The 22231-nt window shown below is 39.4% G+C and carries 22 protein-coding genes, 2 pseudogenes and 1 other annotated feature; of the genes and pseudogenes, 22 read left to right on the top strand and 2 right to left on the bottom strand.

The annotated features are described in order from the left end of the window. Nucleotides 1-11: 11 nt before the first annotated feature. The 12 genes and pseudogenes from FRX54_RS00185 (at nt 12) to lpdA (ending at nt 13207) form a co-directional block, all read left to right on the top strand. Nucleotides 12-794, top strand: a complete 783-nt coding sequence (locus FRX54_RS00185; RefSeq protein WP_146459765.1) for an alpha/beta hydrolase family protein — start codon at nt 12-14, stop codon at nt 792-794. 104 nt (nt 795-898) lie between these two features. Continuing rightward, on the top strand, nt 899-1612 hold the full coding sequence (locus tag FRX54_RS00190; protein WP_146459767.1) for a M57 family metalloprotease: 714 nt from the start codon (nt 899-901) through the stop codon (nt 1610-1612). 65 nt (nt 1613-1677) lie between these two features. After that, nucleotides 1678-3567 (top strand): ABC-F family ATP-binding cassette domain-containing protein, encoded by a 1890-nt coding sequence (locus FRX54_RS00195; RefSeq protein WP_146459769.1) that lies wholly within the window; start codon nt 1678-1680, stop codon nt 3565-3567. Between the two features lie 429 nt (nt 3568-3996). Then, nucleotides 3997-4959 (top strand): ABC transporter substrate-binding protein, encoded by a 963-nt coding sequence (locus FRX54_RS00200; protein ID WP_146459771.1) that lies wholly within the window; start codon nt 3997-3999, stop codon nt 4957-4959. Between the two features lie 17 nt (nt 4960-4976). Beyond that, on the top strand, nt 4977-5954 hold the full coding sequence (locus FRX54_RS00205) for an ABC transporter substrate-binding protein (RefSeq protein ID WP_146459773.1): 978 nt from the start codon (nt 4977-4979) through the stop codon (nt 5952-5954). Between the two features lie 76 nt (nt 5955-6030). Next, nucleotides 6031-6924 carry an ABC transporter permease gene (locus FRX54_RS00210; protein ID WP_146459775.1) on the top strand — a complete coding sequence of 298 codons (894 nt, stop codon included), beginning with the start codon at nt 6031-6033 and terminating at the stop codon, nt 6922-6924. Between the two features lie 9 nt (nt 6925-6933). Then, nucleotides 6934-7734: an ABC transporter ATP-binding protein gene (locus tag FRX54_RS00215; RefSeq protein WP_146459777.1), complete on the top strand. Its 801-nt coding sequence runs from the start codon at nt 6934-6936 to the stop codon at nt 7732-7734. A gap of 230 nt (nt 7735-7964) precedes the next feature. After that, nucleotides 7965-8933, top strand: coding sequence for a thiamine pyrophosphate-dependent dehydrogenase E1 component subunit alpha (locus tag FRX54_RS00220; RefSeq protein WP_146459779.1), 969 nt, complete (start codon nt 7965-7967; stop codon nt 8931-8933). A 49-nt stretch (nt 8934-8982) separates the two neighbouring features. Continuing rightward, complete coding sequence (locus FRX54_RS00225) at nt 8983-9978, top strand: alpha-ketoacid dehydrogenase subunit beta (protein ID WP_146459781.1); 996 nt, start codon at nt 8983-8985, stop codon at nt 9976-9978. A gap of 42 nt (nt 9979-10020) precedes the next feature. After that, nucleotides 10021-10270: pseudogene (locus tag FRX54_RS06445) on the top strand (biotin/lipoyl-containing protein); the annotation flags it as partial. A gap of 68 nt (nt 10271-10338) precedes the next feature. Then, nucleotides 10339-11409: pseudogene (locus tag FRX54_RS00230) on the top strand (dihydrolipoamide acetyltransferase); the annotation flags it as partial. Nucleotides 11410-11500: 91 nt separating this feature from the next. Then, nucleotides 11501-13207: a dihydrolipoyl dehydrogenase gene (gene lpdA, locus FRX54_RS00235; RefSeq protein WP_398586665.1), complete on the top strand. Its 1707-nt coding sequence runs from the start codon at nt 11501-11503 to the stop codon at nt 13205-13207. Nucleotides 13208-13248: 41 nt separating this feature from the next. Here the strand turns inward: lpdA and FRX54_RS00240 are convergent, their stop codons facing one another. Then, entirely contained in the window at nt 13249-14574 is a 1326-nt protein-coding gene (locus tag FRX54_RS00240) for an NtaA/DmoA family FMN-dependent monooxygenase (RefSeq protein ID WP_146459787.1), read from the bottom strand. A 126-nt stretch (nt 14575-14700) separates the two neighbouring features. On the opposite strand from FRX54_RS00240, the gene FRX54_RS00245 reads away from it, so the two are divergent. Continuing rightward, nucleotides 14701-15084: a helix-turn-helix domain-containing protein gene (locus FRX54_RS00245; RefSeq protein ID WP_146459789.1), complete on the top strand. Its 384-nt coding sequence runs from the start codon at nt 14701-14703 to the stop codon at nt 15082-15084. Between the two features lie 76 nt (nt 15085-15160). Then, entirely contained in the window at nt 15161-16150 is a 990-nt protein-coding gene (locus FRX54_RS00250) for a lipoate--protein ligase (RefSeq protein ID WP_146459791.1), read from the top strand. 23 nt (nt 16151-16173) lie between these two features. Here the strand turns inward: FRX54_RS00250 and FRX54_RS00255 are convergent, their stop codons facing one another. Next, the gene (locus tag FRX54_RS00255) at nt 16174-16500 is read right to left on the bottom strand and encodes a DUF4298 domain-containing protein (RefSeq protein ID WP_146459792.1); all 327 of its coding nucleotides are present in this window, start codon (nt 16498-16500) and stop codon (nt 16174-16176) included. Between the two features lie 81 nt (nt 16501-16581). Next, nucleotides 16582-16655: a sequence feature (ribosomal protein L21 leader region), on the top strand. A gap of 33 nt (nt 16656-16688) precedes the next feature. On the opposite strand from FRX54_RS00255, the gene rplU reads away from it, so the two are divergent. From rplU to FRX54_RS00295, 8 genes are all read left to right on the top strand, one after another. Continuing rightward, nucleotides 16689-17003 carry a 50S ribosomal protein L21 gene (rplU, locus tag FRX54_RS00260; protein WP_146459794.1) on the top strand — a complete coding sequence of 105 codons (315 nt, stop codon included), beginning with the start codon at nt 16689-16691 and terminating at the stop codon, nt 17001-17003. Nucleotides 17004-17018: 15 nt separating this feature from the next. Further along, entirely contained in the window at nt 17019-17363 is a 345-nt protein-coding gene (locus FRX54_RS00265) for a ribosomal-processing cysteine protease Prp (RefSeq protein WP_146459796.1), read from the top strand. 21 nt (nt 17364-17384) lie between these two features. Beyond that, complete coding sequence (gene rpmA, locus FRX54_RS00270) at nt 17385-17678, top strand: 50S ribosomal protein L27 (protein WP_003032879.1); 294 nt, start codon at nt 17385-17387, stop codon at nt 17676-17678. Between the two features lie 307 nt (nt 17679-17985). Beyond that, a complete protein-coding gene (gene ybeY, locus FRX54_RS00275) occupies nt 17986-18483 on the top strand; it encodes an rRNA maturation RNase YbeY (protein ID WP_146459798.1) in 498 nt (165 codons plus the stop codon). After that, nucleotides 18464-18871 (top strand): diacylglycerol kinase family protein, encoded by a 408-nt coding sequence (locus FRX54_RS00280; protein ID WP_146459799.1) that lies wholly within the window; start codon nt 18464-18466, stop codon nt 18869-18871. Before ybeY ends, FRX54_RS00280 begins: the two co-directional genes overlap by 20 nt. 9 nt (nt 18872-18880) lie before the next feature. Further along, nucleotides 18881-19780: a GTPase Era gene (gene era, locus FRX54_RS00285; RefSeq protein ID WP_146459801.1), complete on the top strand. Its 900-nt coding sequence runs from the start codon at nt 18881-18883 to the stop codon at nt 19778-19780. A 51-nt stretch (nt 19781-19831) separates the two neighbouring features. After that, nucleotides 19832-20698, top strand: a complete 867-nt coding sequence (locus FRX54_RS00290; protein ID WP_146459803.1) for an Rgg/GadR/MutR family transcriptional regulator — start codon at nt 19832-19834, stop codon at nt 20696-20698. 166 nt (nt 20699-20864) lie between these two features. Then, the gene (locus FRX54_RS00295) at nt 20865-22100 is read left to right on the top strand and encodes an MFS transporter (protein ID WP_146459805.1); all 1236 of its coding nucleotides are present in this window, start codon (nt 20865-20867) and stop codon (nt 22098-22100) included. The last annotated feature ends 131 nt before the right edge of the window (nt 22101-22231 follow it).

The raw sequence follows: 22231 nt of genomic DNA on the forward strand, positions 1-22231 counted from the left end.
AGGACAGATTTATGGCTTTATTAAAAATTGAATACCATTCAGATGTGTTAGGCATGATGCGACAGGTCAATGTCATCTATCCTGATGCAAGTGACCTTAGCCAAGAAGAAGCAACCAGTCAAGACATTCCTGTGCTGTATCTTTTGCACGGTATGGCAGGAAATGAAAATTCTTGGCTCAAACGAACAGCGATTGAACGTTTGGTACGCAAGACCAATTTAATCGTGGTCATGCCGTCAACAGATTTGGCTTGGTACACCAATACTCAGTATGGTCTAGCTTATTATGATGCGCTAGCCAAGGAGTTGCCTCAAGTTTTGCACCGCTTTTTCCCTAATATGAGTCAATCTCGTGCTAAAACCTTTATCGCAGGTTTGTCTATGGGAGGTTATGGTGCTTTTAAATTAGCTCTTTTAAGCAATCGTTTTGCTTATGCGGGTTCATTTTCTGGAGCCTTGTCTTTTGATTTAGACAGTCTGCAGGATCAAACCAGGTCAGATTTGGCTTACTGGCAAGGGATTTTTGGGGAAAATCAAGATGACACATCAGAACATTTCTTGGTCAATATGGTCAAAAACCACGATAACCAAACCAAATTCTATGCTTGGTGTGGGCAAGAAGATTTTCTTTTTGACGCCAATCAGATAGGAGCTAAGGCTCTGCAAGCAGCAGGAATAGACCTAGATTATCAGGTTGGTCATGGCACGCATGATTGGTACTACTGGGAAAAACAATTAGAGGTCTTTTTAGAAATGTTACCAATTGATTACGTTAAAGAAGAACGTTTGTCATAATGATGACAAATTTGTAAAGGTCATTTTTTTCGTTGAAATTGCTGGTCAATCTTGTTATAATCAATCTCATGTTTTAGGAAATTTCACTGGAAAAGAGTTAACTAATGGTTTATTTGCTAAAATCTTTACTGTGGTTGCCTAGGTTTATCATACGTTTGATTTGGAATTTAATCTGGCGATTGATTCAGACTGCGGTTTTACTGGCTTTGATTTTATGGGGCTTCTGGTGGTATATCAATAATAGCACCTCTGACTTCGCTAATCAGTTGTCTAATGTTGTTAGTGGTATTTCACAGATTTTCCCCACAGATACTACTAATTTACGCGAAAATTTACAAAATCTCTCGACAGATTTTTATCAAAATCAAGAAGGAGTGAGGTGGTCAAAACCTCAAGCCACCATTTATATTCAATCAACGGATCCAACGCTAGTATCAGCCTATCAGACAGCTATTGCTAATTGGAACAGTACAGGAGCCTTTACCTTTACGCTAACCAACGATGAGCAAACAGCAGATATTATCGCTAGAGATGATATGGATGCCAATACTCAAGCAGCAGGAGTAGCAGAAACGAAACTCAATGCCTTAACCAAGCGTATTGTTTATGCAGATATTCGACTGAATGCTTATTATCTATTGAATGATACTTATGGTTATACCTTTGAACGTGTGGTCAATACTGCTGAGCATGAATTGGGTCATGCGATTGGTTTATCTCATAACGATGCTGAAGTTTCTGTCATGCAGTCATCGGGTTCCAATTACAGTATTCAAGCAACGGATGTTAATAGCTTGGTTGAGTTATACCAATCTTAATCAATTCAGTCTAGAAGGATGATAAATTTCCCATCTTTTCTAGGCTTTTTTGTTATAATAAAGCTATGATTATTTTACAAGCAAACAAGGTGGAACGCTCTTTTGCAGGAGAGGTTCTTTTTCAAAATATCAATCTGCAAATTGATGAACGTGATCGCATTGCCCTAGTTGGTCGCAATGGTGCAGGTAAATCAACCTTATTAAAAATTTTAGTCGGACAAGAAAGTGCTACCTCAGGAGAGATTAGTTGTAAACGAGATTTGTCACTGTCTTATCTGGCTCAAAATAGCCAATTTAATGCCAAAGGTACCATCTTTGAAGAAATGTTGGCTGTTTTTGCTGACCTGCGTCAGCAAGAACAAAACTTACGTCAAATGGAAGAGCAAATGAGTGAGTTGATTGGTCAAGCCTTACAAGACTTGATGACGTCCTATGATAGTTTGGCAGAAGATTTTAGGGTTAAGGGTGGTTTCACTTATGAAAGTGACTTGAAAGCGATGCTCAATGGTTTCAAGTTTGACCAAAGCATGTGGGATATGCCAGTATCAGATCTTTCTGGTGGGCAAAAAACACGACTGGCTCTGGCGAGAATGTTGCTTGAAAAACCAGAACTTCTGGTGCTAGATGAGCCAACCAATCACTTGGATATTGAAACTGTCGCTTGGTTGGAAAATTATCTCACCAACTACCAAGGGGCACTTTTGATTGTCAGTCATGACCGTTATTTTCTTGACAAGGTGGCCACTAAGACGGCAGATTTAAGACCAAATGGCTTGGATATGTATGTTGGTAATTATTCAAAATTCATGGATTTGAAGGCTGAAAAATTAGCCGCCGAGCAAAAGAATTTTGATAAGCAGAATAAGAAAATTGCCAAATTAGAAGATTTTGTCAAACGCAATATTGCAAGAGCCTCAACGACCAAGCGTGCCCAATCTCGTCGCAAGCAACTGGAGAAAATGGAACGCTTGGATAAGCCAGAAAATCATCAAGAATCAGCTAGTATGACCTTTCAGATTGACAAGGTGTCGGGAAATCAAGTCTTGAATCTAGATCAAGTTGCCATCGGTTATGATCAAGAGATTTTGGCTCAAGAGATTAGCATAGATGTGCGTAAACACGATGCCATTGCTCTAGTTGGTCCAAATGGGGTTGGTAAATCAACGCTGCTTAAATCTTTATTAGGTCGGATTGATTTCTTGAAAGGGCAGGCTCATTTTGGTGCCAATCTTGAGGTGGGCTACTATGATCAAAATCAAACAGCACTAACGCCCTCTAATACAGTTTTAGAAGAACTTTGGTCAGCATTTCCTACAACACCAGAACTAGACATTCGCAATCGTCTGGGTGCCTTTCTCTTTTCAGGAGATGAGGTGAAAAAAACAGTAGGCATGCTTTCAGGTGGTGAAAAAGCGCGTGTTTTATTGGCTAAGCTTTCCATGGAAAATAATAATTTTCTCATTCTTGATGAACCAACCAACCATCTAGACATTGATAGCAAGGAAGTCTTGGAGGACGCTTTAATCAACTACCAAGGCACTCTACTTTTTGTCAGTCATGACCGCTATTTTATCAATCGTGTAGCAACGAAGGTCGTCGAACTCTCTCCGACAGGAACAACACTTTATTTAGGCGATTATGATTATTATTTAGAAAAAAAGGCAGAGCAGGAAATTCAAGAAGAAAACAATCAAGTCAAGGTTGTAGCAGCCAGTCAGGACTATCAGCAACAAAAATTAGAGCAAAAAGAAAAGCGTAAAAAAGAACGCCAATTAGTCCAAGTAGAAGATCGTCTAGAACAATTAGAGTCTGATTTGGACCTGCTCAATCAAGACATGTTGGCAATCAACGACGCTCAACTCTTGATTGACCTACAAGAACAAGTCAATCAGTTGACCGTTGAACAAGAAGAATTGATGACCCAATGGGAGTTTTTGGTGGAGGAATTAAGCTAAAAAACGAATAATATCTCAAATAAGTGTCGTTTTTTGCTCTAAAATCAGTAAAAAATGAAAAAACAAGATTTTTCTATTGACAAGCGAGAAAAAAATAGGTATGATAACTATATCTTAAACAAGGGAAAGGAGAACAGATATGTTACTGACTAGTCAAAATCAAGCAGTCAATACTTATTTCTACAGCTATTTTAGATAGTGTTTGTAGGCATGTATAACAACATGGATACAAACACGGGAACGTAAGTTTGTATCTATGTGGCTGTGGTTGTTTTGATGTGTGCCTCATAGATGTTAAATCTAGATGGCACAGAAAGAGTATTTTATCTGTTTTACTATACAACAAAAGTGTAGGGACCGTCTAGATAGCATGCTAGGCGGTCCCTTTTTGTTCCATCACTCACTTATTTATTTTATAGGAGAATAATCATGATCTTTAAAAAACTTATTTTTGGTTCTGTTACATTTTTATCAGTACTTGCTTTAGCTGCTTGTGGCAATAGCCAATCGTCTTCGTCTGATGCTGTTAAGGTAGGCGTTATTCAGTATGCTGAACATGAGGCCTTAACAGCTGCACGACAAGGCTTCGTTGAAGCCTTGGAGAAGGCAGGTTACAAGGAGGGGGACAATCTAACCCTTGATGTGCAGAATGCCCAAGGTGATCAAGCCAATCTTCAAACCATGGTTGCCAAATTAGCTGGCGAAAATGATTTGAACTTTGCCATTGCAACACCTGCAGCCCAAGCCCTACTGAATGCAGATTCAGAAACACCATCAGTCTTTACTGCAGTGACAGACCCTGTTGAAGCAGGCTTGGTAAAATCTTTAGAAAAACCTGAAGGCAGTATGACAGGTTCTATTGATGCGACAGATGTGTCAAAACAAATTGACATGTTGGTCAAGGTCGTACCAACTGCCAAGACGGTGGGCATTTTCTACAATTCAAGTGAGGTTAATTCGGAAGTTCAGGCTAAGCAAGCCCAAAAAGCTCTTGAAGCTAAAGGACTTAATGTTGAAATAGCTACAGTGACCTCTAGTAATGATGTGCAACAAGTGATGACATCATTGGCTGACAAGGTTGATGCTATTTACTTACCAACCGACAATGTCGTTGCTGCAACAGCCTCAACGATTGGTGAGATTTTGAAAGAGAAAAAAACACCAGCTATGGCTAGTGATGCGGCAGTGATTGATGCAGCACTCTTTACTTACGGTGTTGATTACAAGGCAATCGGGGTACAAGCTGGTGAGTTGGCTGTGAAGATTCTTGAAGGGGAAAAACCGGCTGACTTAGCCGTTCAAAAACCAAATACGGCAGCCATTACCATCAATGATGAGATGGCTAAGGCGGTTGGTATTGATCCAGCCGATATTGAAGCTTTAGAAAAATAGAGAAAAGAGGATAGAATATGAAATATCAAACAGTAAAAAAATTGGCAGTTATGTCATTAGCAGGCTTGGTTCTGCTTGGCTTAGGAGCTTGCTCTTCAACAAGTAGTCAGTCAAGTTCTACAGATTCTGTTAAAGTTGGGATTTTGCAATACATGGAACATGATTCCTTGACCGCAGCACGTAAGGGCTTTGTGGATGAATTAGCAGCCAATGGCTACAAAGAGGGCGAAAAAATCAGTTTGGATTATCAAAATGCCCAAGGCGATCAAGCCAATCTACAAACGATTTCTGAGCAGTTGGTCAGCAAAAATGACTTGGTTTTGGCGATTGCCACACCGGCAGCACAAAGCTTGGCAACGACATCAACAGACACGCCAATTTTATTTACAGCAGTGACTGATCCTCTATCAGCTGACTTGGTTGAATCTCTTGATAAACCAAAGACCTTGCTATCAGGAACTTCTGACCAAGCCCCTATTGATAAACAAATAGAATTATTGGGGCAAGCTTTACCGACAGCTAAAACGGTTGGTATTCTCTATACAACAAGCGAACGTAATTCTGAAGTGCAGGTCGAACAAGCTAAAAAACTGCTAGAAAAGGCAGGCTACCAAGTGGTGGTTAAGGGGATCAATTCAACAAATGAGGTTCAAGACGCAACATCTAGCTTGATGAAGGATGTGGATGCCGTGTTTGTTCCAACAGATAATACCATTGCGTCAACGATGACAATGATTGGTGACTTATCAGTTGCAAATAAGGTGCCAGTTATTGGAGGCTCGACCGACATGGTGGATCAAGGTGGCTTATTGACCTATGGGACAAACTATGAGGCTTTGGGTCGTCAGACGGCTAAAATGGCAATCAAGGTTCTTGAAGGAGCAGATGTGTCAGAGTTGTCAGTTGAATACCCAGAAACAGTCAATCTTCATGTCAATCAAGACATTGCTAAGCAGTTAGGGATTGATACTTCTAATCTATCTGTTTCAAAATAAGTTATCTATTAAAAGAATAGGGCAGCTAAGTAGGTACCAGTGCCTGCTTAACTGTCAAAATTAAAAGGAGAAAAGTGTGGATATTATCTTATCAAGCATCTCGCAAGGCCTACTTTGGTCGATCATGGCAATCGGTGTTTATCTAACCTTTCGTATTTTAGAAATTGCAGACATGACAGCTGAGGGTGCTTATCCCTTGGGAGCTGCGGTTTGTGCAACAGCTATTGTCAATGGTGTTAATCCTTTGTTAGCAACTTTCTTGTCTATCTTAGCAGGAATGGGTGCTGGCTTGGTGTCTGGTTTGCTACATACCAAATTAAAAATTCCGCCGCTTTTGACGGGGATTGTGACCTTGACAGGTCTTTATTCAATCAATTTGAAAATCTTAGGCAAGGCCAATGTCGCCCTGCTTAGACAAGAAACCTTAGTAACTCAACTTCAAGGGTTAGGTCTGACTAAAACCAATTCCGTTTTAGTGATTGGTGTGGTCGCGATTTTATTGGTTGTTGCTATTTTAAGCCTTTTTATGAATACTCAAATTGGTTTGGCTATCCGTTCAACAGGGGACAATATTCCAATGAGCGAATCCAATGGCATTCAAGTCAATACCATGAAAATCTATGGTTATATGATTTCAAATGGTTTGATTGCTCTTTGTGGTGCTTTATTGACTCAAAACAATGGCTATGCTGATCTCAATTCAGGAACAGGAACAATTGTTATTGGCTTAGCATCTGTGATTATTGCTGAAGTGATTTTGCGTAATCTCAGCCTTGGTTGGCGTTTGCTGTCTGTGGTTCTAGGAGCGGTGATTTATCGTTTGATTATCTTAGCTATCTTGGAAATTCCTGGTATGGACGCTGATTTAGTGAAGCTCTGCTCTGCTATTTTGCTAGCGACTGTGCTTTATGTGCCAGAGTTGCAGAAAAAACTTAATATTCGTCGCCCAAAAATAAATGGACAAGCTTAGGAGGACCCTATGACGACACTTTTATCGATTCAAAATCTTCACAAGACCTTTGAAGCAGGAACAGTCAATGAAAACCATGTCTTGCGTGGCTTAAATCTTGAGGTTAAAGAGGGAGATTTCATTTCCATTATTGGTGGTAATGGTGCTGGTAAATCAACCTTTATGAATCTTTTAGCCGGAGCACTTTTTCCTGATTCAGGCGATATTTTGCTAGAAGGCAAGTCTATTAAACACCTGCCAGCCTCTAAACGTTCAAAAGACATCAGTCGAGTTTTTCAAGATCCAAAAATGGGAACAGCCTCACGCTTGACTATTGAGGAAAATATGGCGATTGCTTATCGACGTGGTCTTTCTCGTGGCCTTTCTTGGGGGGGTAAAGACAGTGATCGCAAGATTTTCAAAGAAGCTTTAATGGAACTCGGTTTAGGGCTTGAAAATCGGATGAAGGTTGACACCCAATTTTTATCTGGTGGGCAAAGACAGGCCTTGACCTTGATGATGGCTTCCTTGGTGAAACCGAAATTGTTACTCTTGGATGAACATACGGCTGCCCTAGATCCAAAAACCAGTGACATGGTGATGGATTTAACCCAAAAAATTGTGACAAGTCATCAGTTAACAGCACTGATGATTACGCATAATATGGAAAATGCTATCCAATACGGTAATCGTCTGGTCATGCTCCATCGTGGTCAAATTGTGGTGGATGTCCAAGGTGAAGAAAAGCAGCATTTAACGGTTCAAGATTTAATGGCTCTCTTTCATAAAAACAGTGGCCAACAACTGACTGATGATGAAATGATTTTGTAACGGTTTCAGAAACTATCAAAAAGCAGATTCAAGTGATTTTTTAACCACTTGAATCTTTTTTATTGGGGAATCATTTGCGAAAATCTAAGCCATCAAAAAAGTTTGTGAAAAACTTATTTTTGTTTTCTTGGTAAACCTTTACATGATGATGATTTAGCTATTAAAAATAATTGCGTCTTGTGAATTTTTAAGGTATGATAAGAGTGTAAAAATAATTTATGGAGGCCAATATGGTAACGATTTCTAAAGAGAAGCATTTGGAAATGTATTTGAAAATGCAACGTATCAGAGAATTTGATATGCGAATTAACAAACTTGTTCGTCGAGGTTTCGTTCAAGGGATGACTCACTTCTCAGTTGGTGAAGAAGCAGCCAACGTTGGTGCGATGGCTCATTTGACCTATGATGATGTCTTCTTCTCAAACCACCGTGGACACGGTCACTGTATTGCTCAGGATATGGATCTGAATGCAATGATGGCAGAATTAGCTGGTAAAGTGACAGGTGTGTCTAAGGGACGTGGTGGCTCTATGCACTTGGCTGATTTTGAAAAAGGTAACTATGGAACCAATGGTATTGTTGGTGGTGGTTACGCTCTAGCAGTTGGTGCTGCCTTGACGCAACAATACAAGGGAACAAATAATATTGCGGTCGCTTTCTCAGGAGATGGTGCAACCAATGAAGGCTCATTCCATGAGTCTGTCAACATGGCAGCAACTTGGAAATTGCCAGTGATTTTCTTCATCATCAATAATGGTTACGGTATCTCAATGGATATTAAAAATGCAACCAATACCCCTCACCTTTATACGCGTGCAGAAGCTTATGGTATTCCAGGATTCTATTGTGAAGACGGTAATGACGTCTTGGCAGTTTATGAAACAATGGAAAAAGCCGTAGAACATGTGCGTGGTGGCAATGGACCTGCTATTGTTGAAGTAGTTTCTTATCGTTGGTTTGGTCACTCAACAGCAGATGCTGGGGTTTATCGTACCAAAGAAGAAGTTGATGAGTGGAAGAAAAAAGATCCAATGCTCAAATACCGTGCTTATTTGACTGAAAACAAATTTGCCACTGATCAAGAATTAGATGCGATTGATGCACAAGTGGTCAAAGAAGTTGACGATGCTTATGAATTTGCCGTGAATAGTCCAGACCCAGAATTGTCAGTTGCGTTTGAAGACGTTTGGGTTGATTAAGACGCACACTAAGGTAAGTAAACTAACAGTAAAAATTAGGAGAAATAACATGTCAGAAACTAAATTGATGGCTTTGCGTGAAGCAATTAACCTTGCCATGAGTGAGGAAATGCGTAAAGATGAAGATATTTTCTTGATGGGAGAAGATGTCGGCATTTATGGTGGTGATTTTGGTACTTCAGTTGGAATGCTAGCTGAATTTGGGAAAAAGCGTGTTCGTGACACACCAATTTCTGAAGCAGCTATCGCTGGTGCAGCAGTTGGTGCGGCAATTACAGGTTTGCGTCCAATTATTGACTTGACCTTCATGGACTTCATCACGATTGCTCTTGATGCGATTGTGAATAATGGTGCGAAAAACAATTACATGTTTGGTGGTGGTTTGAAAACACCTGTTACCTTCCGTGTGGCGTCTGGTTCAGGTATCGGTTCAGCAGCTCAACATTCTCAGTCTTTGGAAGCATGGTTGGCTCACATCCCAGGAATTAAGGTCGTTGCTCCAGGTAATGCCAATGATGCCAAGGGCTTGTTGAAATCTGCTATTCGTGATAATAATATTGTTTTGTTCATGGAGCCAAAGGCACTTTATGGTAAAAAAGAAGAAGTGACCCAAGATCCGGACTTCTACATTCCACTTGGTAAGGGTGAAATCAAGCGTGAAGGAACAGATTTGACCATTGTGTCTTACGGTCGTATGTTAGAACGTGTCTTACAGGCCGCAGAAGAAGTGGCTGCTGATGGCATCAATGTTGAAGTTGTTGACCCACGCACACTTGTGCCTTTGGATAAGGAATTGATTATTGAGTCAGTGAAGAAAACGGGTAAATTGATGCTAGTTAACGATGCCTATAAGACAGGTGGTTTCATTGGTGAAATTGCTGCTATGGTGACAGAAAGTGAAGCTTTTGATTATCTTGATCATCCAATTGTTCGTCTAGCTAGTGAAGACGTGCCAGTACCTTATGCTCGTGTTCTGGAACAAGCAGTCCTACCAGATGTTGCCAAGATTAAAGATGCTATCTATAAGATTGCTAACAAGCAGTAGGCTTGTTAAAGACAAGTGAGATAACAAAGAAGGGAAAAGAGAATGGCAATAGAAATTATTATGCCTAAGCTCGGTGTTGATATGCAAGAAGGCGAAATCATCGAGTGGAAAAAACAAGAAGGCGATGAGGTCAAAGAAGGCGAAATTCTCCTTGAAATCATGTCAGACAAGACCAACATGGAATTGGAAGCAGAAGATTCAGGTGTTCTCTTGAAAATCGTCCGTGGTGCAGGTGAAACGGTGCCTGTTACAGAAATCATTGGTTACATCGGTGCAGCTGGAGAAGTGGTCGAAGCCAATCAGTCAGAAAAACCAACTAAGGTGGCTGACAATCCTGTAGAAAAGGTTGAGTCGCCTGCTCAGGTTCTTGAAACAAGTAAAGAAGTAGTTCCTGTGGCAGAAGGTGAGAAAGTTCGTGCGACACCAGCAGCTCGTAAATTAGCGAAAGATTTGGGCATTAACCTTCATCTTGTTGTAGGAACTGGACTTCGTGGCCGTATTCACAAAGAAGATGTTGAAAAAGTTAAACAAGCGATTGGTCGTATTTCACCATTGGCACGTAAGATTGCCGAAGACAAGGGTGTTGATATTAGTAGCTTAGTTGGTAGCGGTGTACGTGGTAAGATCATGAAACAAGATATTTTAGCTGCCATTGCACCAAGTCAAGAAGTCGCTGCTGAAAGCCCAGTAAGCAAAGTCGTTGAAACGGTTAAAGAAGAGGTGCCATCTGATATTGAAATTATCAAGATGAGTCCAATGCGTAAGGCAATTTCAAAAGGAATGGTTAATTCATACTTGACTGCTCCAACCTTTACGCTTAACTACGACATCGACATGACTAACTTAATGGCTCTACGCAAGCAAGTCCTTGAACCAATTATGGCAAAGACTGGCAATAAGGTAACCTTTACTGATTTAATTGGTCTTGCAGTTGTTAAAACTTTGATGAAACCAGAACATCGTTACATGAATGCGTCTTTGATTAACGATGCCAATGAAATTGAAATTCATAAGTATGTCAATCTTGGTATTGCCGTTGGTCTTGATGATGGTTTGGTCGTTCCAGTTGTTCATGGTGCAGATAAGATGAGCTTGTCTGAATTTGTGGTTGCGTCAAAAGATGTGATTAAAAAAGCTCAAACGGGTAAATTAAAAGCAGCTGAAATGTCAGGTTCAACCTTCTCGATTACCAACCTGGGTATGTTTGGAACAAAGAGCTTCAATCCAATTATTAACCAACCAAACTCAGCAATCCTTGGTGTGGCAGCGACAGTACCGACACCAGTTGCCCTAGATGGAGAAGTTGTGATTCGTCCAATTATGGCTATGTGCTTGACGATTGACCATCGTATCATCGACGGCATGAATGGGGCTAAGTTTATGGTTGATTTGAAAAATCTTTTGGAAAATCCAATGGAATTGCTCATCTAAAGATGGGAAACCAAGGTAAAATGTTAGTTGAAAAATAGAAAGTGAGAAAATAATGGCTGTAGAAATTATCATGCCAAAACTCGGTGTTGACATGCAAGAAGGAGAAATCATCGAGTGGAAAAAACAAGAAGGTGATGAAGTCAAAGAAGGCGACATTCTTCTTGAGATTATGTCAGACAAGACCAATATGGAATTGGAAGCAGAAGATTCAGGTGTTCTTTTGAAAATCGTCCGTGGTGCAGGTGAAACCGTTCCAGTTACGGAAATTATTGGTTACATTGGTGCGGCTGGAGAAGTGGTTGATGCAGGAACTAAAAGTGCATCACCGGCAGAACTAGAAGCGGCTGGTCTGGAAGTGCCAAAAGCTCCAGCGCAAGAAACTGTGGTTGTTGCTGACAAGGCACCACTTGCAGATGATGAATATGATATTGTCGTTGTTGGTGGTGGTCCAGCAGGGTACTATGCAGCCATTCGTGGTGCTCAACTAGGTGGTAAGATTGCCATTGTTGAGAAATCAGAATTTGGTGGTACTTGCTTGAACAAGGGATGTATCCCAACTAAGACTTATTTAAAAAATGCTGAAATTCTTGATGGATTGAAGATTGCAGCAGGTCGAGGTATCAATTTAGCATCAACCAACTACACGATTGATATGGATAAGACCGTTGACTTCAAAAATTCAGTGGTTAAAACCTTGACAAGTGGTGTTCAAGGCTTGTTGAAAGCTAATAAAGTGACCATTTTTAATGGTCTTGGTCAAGTTAATCCAGATAAGACAGTTACGATTGGTAGTGAAACGATTAAGGGACGTAACATTATCCTTGCGACTGGTTCAAAAGTTTCACGCATCAATATTCCAGGAATTGAGTCATCATTAGTTATGACTTCAGATGATATTCTTGACTTGCGTGAAATTCCGAAATCATTAGCTGTTATGGGTGGTGGTGTCGTTGGTATTGAGTTAGGTTTGGTTTATGCAGCCTATGGTACAGAAGTGACCGTTATTGAAATGGCAGACCGTATCATTCCAGCCATGGACAAGGAAATTTCTTTGGAATTACAAAAAATCTTGGCTAAAAAAGGCATGAACATCAAGACATCTGTTGGTGTTGCTGAAATCGTTGAAAATAACAATCAACTTACTCTGAAATTGAATGACGGTTCAGAAGTAGTGGCAGATCGTGCTCTCTTATCAATTGGTCGTGTGCCGCAATTAGCTGGTTTAGAAAATCTTGATCTTGACATGGATCGTGGTCGTATCAAAGTTAACGAGTATCAAGAAACATCAATTCCAGGTATTTATTCCCCAGGAGATGTGAACGGAACTAAAATGCTAGCTCACGCAGCCTACCGTATGGGTGAGGTTGCTGCTGAAAATGCGATGCGTGGTAATGTCCGTAAAGCACACCTTGATTTTACACCAGCAGCCGTTTACACGCATCCAGAAGTGGCGATGTGTGGATTGACAGAAGAACAAGCTCGTGAGCAATACGGTAATGACATCCTTATTGGTAAATGTAGCTTTACTGGTAATGGACGTGCTATTGCGTCTAACGAGGCACATGGTTTTGTTAAGGTCATTGCTGACGCTAAATACCATGAAATCCTTGGTGTTCACATTGTAGGGCCTGTTGCGGCTGAATTGATTAACGAAGCGGCAACTATCATGGAAGCAGAATTAACAGTTGATGATGTGGCTCAATCAATTCATGGTCATCCAACCTTCTCAGAAGTGATGTATGAAGCATTCCTAGATGTGCTTGGCGAAGCGATTCATAACCCACCAAAACGTAAATAAACATAAAAATCCTTTAGACTTATCTAAAGGATTTTTTTATATCATTTGCCGTATTGGTAAGGCACACCCAAATGTTCTCTTAAGGTACTGCCTTCATAATCTTCGTGGAAAATGCCACGTTCTTGTAAAATTGGAACTACTTTTTCTACAAAAGATTTGATGCCATCATGTGCTAGATCTGGTACAATTGAAAAGCCATCACAAGCACCAGCTTCAAACCATTCTTGTAAGAAATCAGCGACATCTTTTGCCGTACCAACTACGACTGGATGATAGTTAATCACACCATGAGCCAGTGTGTCGATAGGAGAATAGCCTTGTTTGAGTATTTCCAAAGCTTTTGGCGAACGAGGATCACCAGGGTTAGCTTGAGCCAAATTGAGCCAGTTTTTAGGTAAGGGTTGATAAGGGTCAAGTGCTTGAAGGTTTAAACCAACCATGGCGCTTAGATAAGCCAGTCGTTGTGTTAATTCTTCTTGATCAAATGCTAGGATTTGTCGTCTGCGTGCCAGGGCTTCTTCCTTACTATCCGCAATAGTAAACATAAACCCAGTAAAGCTATTGATATCTGTTGGAGCACGTCCATTTTTTTCAGCTTCAGCTTGTAACATTTGACGGTAAGCTTTAGCTTCTTCTATGGTAAAGGGATTAGCATAGACACCAGAGGCGAATCGTCCAGCCAATCGAATCCCTTCTGGGCTAGGACCAGCTTGAAAAATAGGAGGTTGCCCTTGTTCTGACGGTGGAATGGGTAGTGGGCCCATAGTCTTGATGTATTCGCCTTGATAGTGAATCGGTTTTATTTGTGTGGTATCAGCAAATTGACCAGTTGATTTATCGTGACGATAGGCTGTTTGTCCCCAAGACCCCCATAAACCTTGAACTGCCTCGATAAATTCATGAGCTCGTCCATAACGCTCTTGATAGGTTGGAATTGCTTGCCCAAAATTAGCCCCTGTCGCCTGAGTAGAGGTTGTGACAGCATTCCAACCAATTCGCCCATGACTCACCACATCCAAGGCTTTCAGATGACGAGCTAGGTTATAGGGTTCGTTAAAGGTCGTTGAAAAAGTGCCCACCAAGCCGATTTTTTCAGTAGCACGAGCAACAGATGTCATGGCAATTAAGGGATCCATCGAGTGCATAGGTGTATTTCCTTCAATGTCATTAACAAGAGCAGGTGTGTCTGCCATAAATAAGGCATGAATTTTTCCTTTTTCAGCAAGCTGAGCCAACTCGACATAAAGGTCCATATCAGTATAAGCGTCAGCTTTGGCTTCAGGTAATCGCCAAGTCTTAAACTCTCCCCCATAGCCAGCCACCATTTGTAGTACAATTTTCATTTGCTTTTTCGGTTTATTTATCATTTCTACTTCCTCTTATGTTATGATAAAATGTAGTATAACAAACTTTATGATTGCTGAGAAGACGGCAAAAAAATTGACCTTAGTACATTTTTTTGTTGCTAGGCTAAGAAGAAAAAGAGGTTAAATATGGCTAAAATATGTCCAAAAGGATTTCAAAATATCGATTTAAGTCAGCCCAGCCCCTTATTTTATCTGTTATACACACAAGATTTGATGAGTGGTCGTTGGAAATGGTTGATTGTTGATTTTTTAATAGACGGTCCAAAACGTTTTAACCAAATTCAAAAATATCTGGGTAATTTGTCCCAAGGCTCTTTAACCAAGCAATTACGAGAAATGGAAGCAGATGGTTTGGTGATCAAAACAGTCTATCCTCAAGTGCCGCCAAGAGTGGATTATCAATTAAGTCAAAAGGGGCGAGATCTTTTTCCGATTTTGGAGTTGATGATAGCTTATGGGGAAGTTTATGGTTTAGAAGCTGACACCGTCACAAATCAACAAGTCAAATAATATGTTGTTAATGGCTGGTTGGATCGGTTTAAAATTTGTTATCATATTTAGATTATCTATTTAAAGGAGTTGAACTATGAAATATATCGTAAACACTAGTAATGAAACGGCTTACAATATTGCCCTTGAAGCCTATGCTTTTCGTGAATTGATGGAAGAGGAAGAACTCTTTATTCTTTGGATTAACCGACCATCGATTATTATCGGTCGCCATCAAAACACTATTGAAGAAATCAATAAAGAATTTACAGATGCCAATGACATTCGTGTGGTTCGTCGTTTGTCAGGTGGGGGAGCGGTTTACCATGATTTGAACAATTTGAACTACACCATCATTTCAAACAAGAGCAAAGAAGGTGCTTTTGATTTTAAGACCTTTTCAGCTCCTGTGATTGAAACCTTGGCTGACCTTGGTGTTAAGGCTGAGTTTACAGGTCGTAATGATTTAGAAATTGATGGTAAAAAATTCTGTGGCAATGCCCAAGCCTATTATAAGGGACGAATGATGCATCACGGTTGCCTACTTTTTGATGTGGACATGAGTGTTTTGAGCCAGGCCCTCAAGGTGAGTAAGGATAAGATTGAGTCTAAAGGGGTTAAATCAGTCCGTTCTCGAGTCACTAATATTCTGGAGCAGCTCCCAGAAAAAATTACAGTTAACGAGTTTTCAGACCTATTGCTGCAAAAAATGAAAGACACGCATCCTGAGATGACGGAATATGTCCTATCAGATGATGAGTTAGCCAAAATCAAACAGTTGGCAGAAGATAAATTCGCCACATGGGATTGGACTTACGGTCAAGCGCCAGAATATACCATCTCACGAGATGTTCGCTACCCTGCCGGTAAGATTTCGACCTATGCCAATGTGGATAAGTCCATCATTCAATCAGTCAAACTTTATGGGGATTTCTTTGGAATCAAAGATGTTGTTGACGTTGAAGAAGCTCTAGTTGGTGTCCGCTATGAGTATGATGATGTGTTAGCACGCTTGAAAACACTAGATCTAGCCGAATACTTTGCAGGAATGACCGTAGAGGAAGTTGCAAAGGCCATTGTTGCCTAATAAAAAAGATTGAAGTTGCTACTTCAATCTTTTGGTCGTAGTTCGTCTAATTTTTGGCTCATCTTGTCACTGACTTCCTTGAGTTTATCTGCCAAGGAAACATAAGTGGCTAAGAAGTTGTAAATACCATCTTCTGAAAGCACTCCACGAGGCAAATCAACAGGTAATTTCCCTTGTTCATCTAATACGAAGTGCTCAAACCATTCTGGACTTTGATAATAAGCAAAGAGTGTTTGATAATGGTCAAGGTTTTGTTGGATTTCTTCTAAATTGGCTAATGTTTGAGAAAGGCTTTTCTCCCCTTGATTGAGTGTTTTTTCCATTTGTTTAATGTGTTCAATTGTTTCCATGTGTTTATTGTATCAAAAATCCAGATAAAATACTTGTAAAAAAATGAAGTTATGTTATAATGAAAATGTTGACTAAATGCACGTCCTGTGCAACCGCACGACCATCGTTTCAAGTAGTTTTGCACTCACGATGCAAGGCGAGTCTTCACAGAGGGAAACCTCATCAAAAATTTTATAGGAGGTGCATCATGAGCACATACGCAATCATCAAAACTGGTGGTAAACAAGTTAAAGTTGAAGTTGATCAAGCGATTTATGTTGAAAAACTTGACGTTGAAGCAGGCGCAGAGGTAACATTTGACGAGGTTGTCCTTGTTGGTGGTGACAAAACTGTTGTTGGAACACCATTAGTTGCAGGTGCAACTGTTGTCGGAACGGTTGAAAAACAAGGTAAACAAAAGAAAGTTGTTACTTTCAAATACAAACCTAAAAAAGGTAGCCACCGTAAACAAGGTCACCGTCAACCATACACTAAAGTGGTTATCAAAGCGATTAACGCTTAATCATTGGTCTAGCACATGATTAAGATAGAAATCATCAAAAAAGTTTCTGGTCAACCCTTAAAAGTGGTTTTGACTGGGCATGCTGGTTCTGGTGAATACGGTCATGATGTCATGTGTGCCTCAGTTAGCACCCTTAGTTTGAATTTATTGAACGGTTTAGAGGTGCTGGCTGATTATCAACCAAGCTATCACTTAAATCAAAAAGAAGGCGGTTATCTCCAAATCGATTTTTCAGATTTTGAGAAAGCCCCTCAACAAGAAACGGCTCGTATCTTATACGAATCATTTCAATTAGGAGTTAATCAGTTAGGGATTGATTCTCCAGAATTTGTCCAAACAAAGATTATAACTCAAGATTAACTTAAAGAGAGGACTATCATTATGTTAAAAATGAATCTTGCTAACTTGCAACTTTTCGCCCACAAAAAAGGTGGAGGTTCAACATCAAACGGACGTGACTCACAAGCTAAACGCCTAGGTGCTAAAGCTGCTGATGGTCAAACAGTAACAGGTGGATCAATCCTTTACCGTCAACGTGGTACACATATCTATCCAGGTGTAAACGTTGGTCGTGGCGGAGATGACACACTTTTCGCTAAAGTTGAAGGTGTTGTTCGTTTCGAGCGTAAAGGTCGCGATAAAAAACAAGTATCAGTTTACCCAATCGCTAAATAAGGCTAGAAATAGCTTAATAACAGGCTTTCCGAGTTATCGGAAAGCCTGTTTTATTTCCGTTATAAAAATAAGTATGAGATGTATGATAAATGGATGAGAAAACATTATTAAAATGATTGGGGTTTGAAGAACAAACAGCATTAAAAGATATTTTATCTAAAAATTTAGAGCTTAAAATGATTTGTAAAGGAAAGTTTTCAATTTCTTTAAGAAATAAGAGCACTTCTAACTATCAAACGCTTTCTTTTTTTTCAAGAAATCTTGAAATATGGTATAATAAGGGAAAGATGACGAAAGAAGTAAGAAGATGTATATTGAAATGATTGACGAAACAGGTCAGATTTCGGATAAAATAAAACAACAAACTCAAGAATTATTAGATTTTGCAGCAAACAAGTTGGGTAAGTCAGATAAGGAGATGGCAGTCACTTTTGTGACCAATGAGCGTAGCCATGAATTAAATCTGCTTTATCGTGACACGGATCGACCGACCGATGTCATTAGTTTGGAGTATAAACCGACTGATGAGATTGTTTTTGATGAAGACGATTTGGCAGATAATCCTGAATTGACAGAAATGATGGCTGAATTTGATGTTTATCTGGGTGAATTGTTTATTTCTATTGATAAGGCAAAGGAGCAGGCAGAGGAGTATGGTCACTCTTTTGAACGTGAAATGGGCTTTTTAGCTGTTCATGGTTTTTTACATATCAATGGTTATGACCACTATAGTCCAGAAGAAGAAGCAGAAATGTTTGGTTTACAGGAAGAAATATTAACAGCTTATGGTCTTACACGAGAATAAATCCCCTAAAAAATGGAAGAATCGCGATTTAATCGCTAGTTTGGAATTTGCCCTTACCGGTATTGGAACAGCTTTTGTTGAAGAGCGTAATATGAAAAAGCATGTCCTGTCAGCTATTTTAGCAGTTGTGGCAGGAGCTATTTTTGGTATTTCTCGAGTGGAGTGGCTTTTTCTACTGCTAAGTATTTTTTTGGTCATTGCCTTTGAAATTCTAAATTCGGCGATTGAAAATGTCGTTGATTTGGCCAGTGATTATCACTTTTCAATGTTGGCAAAAAATGCTAAGGATATGGCAGCAGGAGCAGTCTTAGTTATTTCAGCTTATGCTCTTATCACAGGTTGTATGATTTTTTTACCGAGAATTTGGCACTTGTTTTTTGGAAATTAAGGAGAGAACATGAGTTTTAAGTCAGGATTTGTTGCAATTTTAGGACGTCCCAACGTTGGAAAATCAACTTTTTTGAACTATGTGATGGGGCAAAAGATTGCCATTATGAGTGATAAAGCACAGACCACTCGTAATAAGATTATGGGGATTTACACGACCGAACAAGAGCAGATTGTTTTTATTGATACCCCAGGGATTCATAAGCCTAAAACAGCCTTGGGTGATTTTATGGTAGAATCTGCCTATAGCACTTTGCGTGAGGTGGAAACCGTTCTCTTTATGGTGCCAGCAGATGAAAAGCGTGGTAAGGGCGATGATATGATTATTGAACGCCTTAAATCAGCCAAGGTACCAGTTATCCTAGTCATCAATAAGATTGATAAGGTTCATCCAGACCAACTCTTAGAGCAGATTGAAGATTTTAGAAGTCAGATGGACTTCAAAGAAATTGTTCCAATTTCAGCGACACAAGGCAATAATGTTAATCGTCTGATGGAAATTTTGGTGGCTAATCTCGAAGAAGGTTTCCAGTATTTTCCAGCTGATCAGATTACCGATCATCCAGAACGCTTTTTGGTGTCAGAGATGATTCGTGAAAAAGTCCTTCATTTGACGCAACAAGAAGTGCCGCATTCGGTGGCGGTGGTTATCGAATCGATGAAGCGTGATTTGGAAACGGATAAGGTTCATGTGAGAGCAACCATTATGGTTGAGCGAGATAGCCAAAAGGGGATTATCATCGGTAAAGGTGGTGCCATGCTTAAAAAGATTGGCTCAATGGCTCGTCGTGATATTGAACTCATGTTGGGTGATAAGGTTTTCCTTGAAACTTGGGTTAAGGTCAAGAAGAACTGGCGAGATAAGAAATTAGATTTGGCAGATTTTGGCTACAATGCTAAAGAATATTAGAGAAAAATTAGTCGCTACTTAGCGGCTTTTTTCTCAAAAAGGAGTGGTGATATGATAGAAACGGGACAAATTTTCAAGGAATTACGAACAGCTCGTAAGATTTCTCTCAAAGAAGCAGCAGGAACAGCTCTGTCTTACTCGATGTTGAGTAAATTTGAAAATGGGGATTCAGATATAACGATTTCAAAATTGCTTCCTGCCTTGGAGAATATTCGAACGGAACTGGACGAATTTGTCTATCTGGTTCGAGGCTTTAACCCTTCTGAATTTAGCTTATTAAAAAAGGAAATTTGGCAGGCCTTGGACAAGGAAGATATTGCTTATTTGGAAACAGGTTATGAAAGAGAAAAAGAAAATTATCAAAAAACCAACCGTGAAGAGAGTTTTTTAAAAGCCTTAATCTTTAAAACCTATCTGGTAGCTAGTGGTAGGCCTGTTGATTTCAATGAAGACGAACAAGCGTTTTTATATGATTATCTCTTTAGAATTGACATTTGGGGAGAGTATGAGTTGAAAATATTTTCGGATATTTCTCCTCTTTTATCCTTGGAGACTTATTTTCGTTATACGCGTGAGATGTTGCAAAGGATTGATTTTTTCGACGAGTTAGCCTCACATCGTAATATGATTCACACCATTTTACTTAATGGTTTATTCAAGGCTTTGGAAGAAAATGATTTGAATAAGGTGGCTTATTTTGATAAGCAGATTCAAGCTCGTTTTTTTGAAGAAAATGAAACTTATTTGAAGATTGTTTATCGTATTGCAGATGGACACCATTCTTACCTGCGTGGTCAAAAAGAAAAAGGTTCTGTCCAAATCAAGCGTGCCATTGAAACCTTTCGCTTTTTGGACTGCCATAGTAGTGCGGATTATTACCAAAAAATTTATCAACATTGGCTAATTGAGTTTGAATAAATGAAAATCATCTAAATTGACACTAAAAAAATGAGTCGCATCAAAAGCTTTTCCGATAAAGAAAAGGCTCTTTTTTGTTAAAAATCCTCAATTCAAATATGAAAACTTTGTGTGTCTTTAATCATTTTCTCTTATACTAGATGTATCAAAAGAAAGGAGAAAAATCATGAATTTATTTTTATCTCATTCCTTATATCGTGCGTTGAGTTTGTCCCGTGTCTTTAGTACCTTGGGAGCTTATATTTATAATTTGGTTTTTGTTATCTACGCAGCTAGTTTACCAAGGCCCAATCTTGCTATTTTTCTCGCCAATATGGTGCCTATGATTCCTATTTTATTCACCTTTTGGTTGGGGGTTAAGGCAGATAGGACTGATAACAAAGGGCGAAAGATGATTGTGATTGGTTTTGTTCAGGCACTTCTGTTTACCGTTATTGCCCTAATCATCAATCAAGGAACTTATTTGGTGTTTTCAATTATTTGTCTGCTTAATGTCATCAGTGATTGTTTGAGTGATTTTGCGTCTGGTTTGCGTTTGCCTATTTTACAAGAGCATGTCGCGACAGATGATTTGATGGAGGCTTATTCTTTCAATCAATTTCTGTCGTATATTTGTCAAATCGCAGGTCAATTTTTAGGCGTTTGGCTTTTAACGATATCAAACCAATCTTATGCTTTAGTTGCAGGGGTCAATGCCATTTTTTATTTGCTATCAGCCCTAATTCTTTATAGTCACCGACACAATCTCACTCATCAACCAGTATCAACGATAAGAGAAAAAATACCGTTAAGACAACGCCTTAAGGACTTATATCAGATGATGGAGCAGATTTTCCAAAATTCAGAACAGATATCTTTTGCTAGTTTGTTACTGTCAATTCTTGTTCTAAATGCCTTGGGTGGTGGTCTTGGGAGCATTTATAACTTCTATCTGCTCAAGGTGTCGCTCTTTGGTTTGCCTTATGGACAGGCTTTGATTTTAGTGCAAATTATTTTTCTAGCGGGTGCTATCTTGGGGAGTTTGACCCCTAAAGACTACTTTGCTAAACAATCCTTATCTTTTTTATTAGTCCTTAACAGTGGTTTGTTTATCTTAATGGGGTTGTCAAATCTGTTGAATTTACCCCCAATCCTAGCTCTATTATTGTTGGCCTTTGCGTCTTATCTCTTGGGAAAAGCTAATCCAAAATTGGATGCCCTGCTTATGGCTAATATTCCTTCAGAAACTTTGGCACAAGCTAGTAATTTTCTTGGCTTGATGTTCACTCTATCATTACCTCTAGGAATCTTTGTCTTTTCAGCCTTGGCCCTATATCAATTATGGTTAACTTGGTTGGTATTTACTGGTTTTTCACTGGTGGCTTTTGGTTTGGTTTTGATAAATCGACAAGTTAATAAATAAAAAAGCTCATATTAGGGCTTTTTCTATTGTTTGATTTTCTGTTATATCTTTTAACAAAGACTAGCTTGTTCTATCTTATTATGCTAAAAATGTGGTAAAATAAGGGTAATAACTCCATCAGAAAGGGGTAT

The sequence above is a fragment of the Streptococcus sp. sy004 genome (genome assembly GCF_007859205.1).
Classification (GTDB): domain Bacteria; phylum Bacillota; class Bacilli; order Lactobacillales; family Streptococcaceae; genus Streptococcus.